Genomic DNA, 4,884 nt, shown 5'->3' with positions numbered 1-4,884 from the left:
TTTTAACCTTTACCAATCCCCAATTCAGTTAATCAATTAAACAATTAATCAATTAAACCCATCATCAATCCTCAATCCATCAAACCACCCCAAAAATCCCTCTGCCCCTACCTTTAACATTTAACTTTTAACAAATTATCCCTCTGCCCCTCGTAAATCCCAAATCCCCAACCCTAATCCCTAAATCTTCTCCACCTTCACAGCAGTCCCTGAGGCAGTCACCATCAACATCCCTTCACGGATAGTTTCATAATCGAGATCAATGCCAACTACAGCATTGGCCCCAAAACTCCGAGCCTGCATTTCCATCTCAGACATGGCTGTAGCCTTGGCTTCCCTAAGCACCCTTTCATAAGCTCCTGCACGACCACCTACAATGTCTGTGATGCTGGCAAAAAAGTCCTTGAATACATTAGCTCCAATGATGGTCTCCCCAGAGACAACTCCGAGATAACTTGTGATTTTAAAACCTTCTAGTTGTGGTGTAGTACTTACGATCATAATGTTATAGTTTAAATTTTAGGAAAAAGTAAGGAGCTTTCTACACTGTTGATATTGGGGTTTTCCTTACCGACAACCCTCTTGGTTCTCAAATAGCGGTTGAGTTCGTACTCATCATAATAAGGACTGTCTTCATCAAAACTGCTGATGCGGACCAATCCCCTAGAATGGATAAAGGTATTATCCCCAATCCACATGCCTACATGGACAATCCTTTCCTTTTTATCAGCAGTGGCTTTTTCTCCGAAAAACAATAGATCGCCGACTTCTAAATTGCTCCAGTCCTTGCTGTCATCCACCAATTCACCCTCATGTATCTGTTGGGAGGCATCACGTGGAATCACCTGCCCATTGAGGTAAAAGATGGTTTTGGTAAACCCACTGCAATCTATTCCTTTGATAGAGGTTCCACCCCATAAATAGGGGCTGCCCATCATGGATTTGGCGGTTTGAATCAGGTTTTCGGCACTTAAATTTCTGCTGTTTTTCCAAGCCTCAAAGTCCATTACATCCGAAGCCAGAACCAAGCCTTTTCTCCCATCGGGAAGCCTGACTGCTACCCACTGACCTCGTTTTTCAATTACTTCCAATATATTGCCGGCCACCATGTCGCTTACCCAGGAGTCTTTTGACTCATTCTCGTAAACAAACCCATTAAGTTGGGTGAAAATGATCTTTTCTGAAGACTGCCACTCTTGAAATGAACTGGCATCCATCAGGGCTATGCCTGCGGCATCTACCCAGGAAATATAGGCATCGGGTGTCTGTATAAGGTACCAGCCACCATCTTGTTTCAATACTTTGACAGGTGTCCCCATAAGCGCCTGCGTAGCCAATTCAGCGGAATGCTTGGGAGCACTTCGGATATTGGCGACTGAAATGGTGACTACTGCCTGATTCTTTTCTTCCAAATCAGCATGGGGGAGTAGGGTGATGGATTCTTCTCCTGCATATTCTTTTTCCTGAAGGGCCAGCCTGAATTTTTCCAAAGCTTCCGCCTGATCAGTTTCTCCGGAAATTTGATTGCCTTCTATATTGACATCCCATAGGGCCACCCTTTTGTCCGGAGCATAGGCTTCCTTGATTTCCTGAATAAGGGCTTCAATGTCAGCATGGCTGTTTTTTTCCTGACAGGAGAAAAAGCCTGTAAATGCAAGCATCAGGCAAGTAAAATAATATAGAGCCGGTTTCGAAATGCGCATAATTCCTCTTTTTGGATATAAAAAAAACCACAGCCGGTTTAGCTGTGGTCAAACTTAAGAGAGTTTTAATTTTTTTCCAAGCCTGGTGACCTTTCCAAAAATTCCTGGTACAACTTAATATGCCTATTACTCATAGGGACACGGTACCCATCAATAAATACATGCCTGATTTGGGTCTTGGTTTCGAAGGGATCTCCAGTTGACACAAATAAAGTGGCATCCTTTCCTTCTTCTATACTTCCCATTTTATCGGCCACACCAAAGACTTCGGCAGCATTTATGGTAACAGCTTTCAAAGCTTCTTCTTTGCCCATACCATAAGCTGCTGCAAAGCCGGCATTGAAAGGCAGGTTACGGGTGTTTTCGGCATCATTCGTCCTGATGACAACCTTGACACCTGCTTTGGCCATTTTACCTGGGTTGGTATAAGCAGCATCAAACCTGTCAGACTGCCTTGTAGGTATAGAAAGCATTGGGCCTACCACCACGGGGAGTTTAGCCTCAGCTATTTTTTCTGCAACCCTCCAACCTTCAGCTACTCCGGTCAGGATGGCATTGACTTCTTTTGATTGTATCCATTCTATAGCTGCTTCAATATCAGCTGCTGCATTTACCTCTACCAACAAAGGTAACTCACCGGCGATGACTTTGGCCAATTGTTCCATTTCCGGATAAAACTGAAGTTCGGCCCCAGCGGATTTGAGTTTATGGTAATTCACTGCCCTGCCCCAGATTTCATTGAGGGTTTTTTGGGCAGTTTCTGATTCTTTCTTGATGTCTTCATCACTCCTTCTGTCCCAGGTACTTCTTCTGGCTGAGGAAGGGAAATTGAGCACCACACCCTTGAATCCTGCATACATCTGATCGGAAGTGTAGCCATTCAGATTGATCAAGGCGGCTGTGCCAGGAAAGAGACCTCCTGAAGGTACTGCCAGGGTAGTGGTTACTCCTGATACCCTGGTGACTGGAATAGCCACTGAATTCGGGTTGACCGCCACAATGGCCTGCATATTGGGGCTTACGGACCCAACCTCAGCATAATCCTGTGTTTCTGCGAGTGAACCTACTTCTACCAAGCCAAGCCTGCTTCCTCCGTCAAACATACCCGGGTATATGTAATGTCCACTACAATCTATCACTTCTGCATCTCCAGGCGACACATTTCTGCCTACTGCCGATATTTTACCATTTTCGATCAACACACTGCCATTTTCTATCGTGCCATTGGTCACGGTAACAATGGTGGCATTTTGAAGTAAAAACTTGCCATTCCTGGGCTTGATAAACTCACCGTCAAATTGTGCCTGTGCCATCACTGGCAAGAGCAATATGGTGAGGGTATAGAGTAATTTATATATCTTCTTCATCTTTAATTCCTTGTTTTCCAGCATTAGTGCCCGTGATCAAATAAGTTTCTTCCAAAATTGGTGAAATAGAAATCCACGCCGTGCATGCACTTGTGGTCATGTTCTTTGAGGAAAATCGGCTCAACTGTCTCTGCCGCACTTACCTTCAATCTCATGTCATCCATGTCGTCATTGATATCAAAATACTTGACACCATCTACAAATGTCATCTGCGGTATGGCATAGACAGACAAGGGATGTTCGTCGAAAATTACCAGATCTGCTTGCTTGCCTTCTTCTATGGAACCTACTTTTTCAGCAATTCCCAGTTGTTTCGCCGGGTTGATGGTGATCAAGGCCAAGGTTTGCTCATCGTCCAATTCTCCATAGCGCTGGGCCTTGCCAGCTTCATGGTATAAGTGACGGATCAGTTCACCCGAATCTGAATTGATGGAAGTGATTACACCGTTTTCGGTAAGGATGGCAGCATTGTAAGCTGTGGAGTAATACACCTCAAATTTATAAGCCCACCAATCTGCGAATACGGATGCTCCCATGGTATACTCTGCCAATTCAGGAGCAACTTTGAATCCTTCATTGACATGAGAGAATACGATATTGGTAATCCCAAATTCACGGCAGGTATTGATCAAAGCATAGATCTCATCGGCCCGGTAGGAATGGCAGTGGATAATCACTTTGCCATCCAGGATGTCAGCCAAGGTTTGAAGCCTGGTATCATATTTCGGAGGAATAGGAGTTGCCCCTTTTACCTTTTTTGCTTCATCATATGCCTTCCAGGCTTTCTGGTATTGGATGGCCTCGTTGAACCCATTGCGGATCACAGCCTCTACGCCCATTCTCGTACGTGGCTGGTTGCCATTTCCCCTACCATGTACCCTTGTAGGGTTTTCACCTAGGGCAAACTTGATCGTTCTTGGAGCCTCCTTCATGTATAAATCTTCGGGGTTTCCTGACCCATATCTGTGCTTCAAAGTAATATTTTCTCCACCAATAGCATTGGCGGAACCATGCATGGCATGTGAAACCGTAACACCTCCGGCCAATGCCCTGTAAAGTCCTATATCGTACGGATTTACCACATCAGCCATTTTTACTTCTGAAGTAATAGGAGAGGTAGCCTCATTGACAGCATCAAGTGCCACATGTGAGTGGGCATCAATGATTCCCGGCATCAAATACTTGCCACTTGCATCTATGGTTTCAACATTGGAAGCACTAAGATTAGTCCCAATCCTTTTGATGACGCCATTTTCTACCAATACATCGGTGTTTTCCAAGGTACCATTGGTAACGGTCAGCACCGTGGCATTTTTGATCAAGACATTCCCTTTGGGGGTTTGGGCCTCTGCCATCAGGCAAACCATCATCAAAAGTCCCGTATATAATATGTGTATCTTTTTCATAAATTTTGGATGTTATTATTGACGATTTGGTGATTTGGTGGCATTCAGTGGGTAGCTGCCAAAATCTCCCAAACTCATATTTCCTGAAAATTCCTCTCCCAGTATGTCTCCACTAACGGCAACATCTATGGCCATTCCTCCGGCAGATACGTCAAAAGAAAAAGTCAGGTAATTGCCGGAAATATTGATGTCCTTCATCTCAGAACTGGCCTTGCCGCTGCCGGCAGGGTTATCGTATGTTATTGTGCCTGTATAGCGCTCACCCTCTTTTTTGATTTCCATTTTGCCATTTGAACTTCCTGCGGGGGTATCTGAAACGTATTCCCATGTGCCAGCTATTTCTACAGTAGCCTCTTCATCACCGCCTTTTTTCTTTTTACTCGTATCGTAATCGAAAATATACCCATC

General features: G+C 44.5%; 4 protein-coding genes and 1 pseudogene. All 5 read right to left on the bottom strand.

From position 1 onward, the window contains the following. Window positions 1-180 precede the first annotated feature (180 nt). Window positions 181-501, bottom strand: coding sequence for a heavy metal-binding domain-containing protein (locus EA341_RS10730; protein ID WP_293014014.1), 321 nt, complete (start codon window positions 499-501; stop codon window positions 181-183). An 11-nt stretch (window positions 502-512) separates the two neighbouring features. After that, window positions 513-1,703 carry a C40 family peptidase gene (locus EA341_RS10725; protein ID WP_293014011.1) on the bottom strand — a complete coding sequence of 397 codons (1,191 nt, stop codon included), beginning with the start codon at window positions 1,701-1,703 and terminating at the stop codon, window positions 513-515. 65 nt (window positions 1,704-1,768) lie between these two features. Then, window positions 1,769-3,070: an amidohydrolase family protein gene (locus EA341_RS10720; protein WP_293014009.1), complete on the bottom strand. Its 1,302-nt coding sequence runs from the start codon at window positions 3,068-3,070 to the stop codon at window positions 1,769-1,771. Window positions 3,071-3,093: 23 nt separating this feature from the next. Further along, a complete protein-coding gene (locus EA341_RS10715; RefSeq protein WP_293014006.1) occupies window positions 3,094-4,476 on the bottom strand; it encodes an amidohydrolase family protein in 1,383 nt (460 codons plus the stop codon). Window positions 4,477-4,491: 15 nt separating this feature from the next. Next, window positions 4,492-4,884 (bottom strand): annotated as a pseudogene (locus EA341_RS10710) (amidohydrolase); the annotation flags it as partial.

This window comes from Mongoliibacter sp. (genome assembly GCF_007692705.1).
GTDB lineage: Bacteria > Bacteroidota > Bacteroidia > Cytophagales > Cyclobacteriaceae > Mongoliibacter.
The sequence above is the reverse complement of the archived record's forward strand: the minus strand, read 5'-3'. Positions and strand labels throughout refer to the sequence as shown.